Source organism: Streptomyces capoamus, assembly GCF_014654935.1.
GTDB classification, from domain to species: domain Bacteria; phylum Actinomycetota; class Actinomycetes; order Streptomycetales; family Streptomycetaceae; genus Streptomyces; species Streptomyces capoamus.
This window is the reverse complement of record NZ_BNBF01000087.1, coordinates 715-1040: the sequence shown is the minus strand read 5'-3', so window position 1 is coordinate 1040 and position 326 is coordinate 715.

The window sequence follows — 326 nt, the reverse complement described above, 5'->3', positions numbered from 1 at the left end:
GAAATACTTGGAATTTGAAAATTCTTTTTGGCATGCATCATAAGGATACTAAATCCTATTTTCTGGTAAATTTACATAATTTTCTGACACCTCTAGCTAGGTCATTTGACCTGATACAACATCGGATTTTCATGGTCTAGTTGGGGCTCCGTGGGCATATTTGATGCAAACTTGACATCCTAAACTCTTTATTGATGTATTTTAAGAGATTCGATCACAAAACATTGCATCATATCCAATGATTTTCGAAAGTTATTCGGCAACATTTTTTTTTCTCGGACATCCGGCCGTCCTGGTCGACGAATCCTCGGACCCGGTCGATGAAA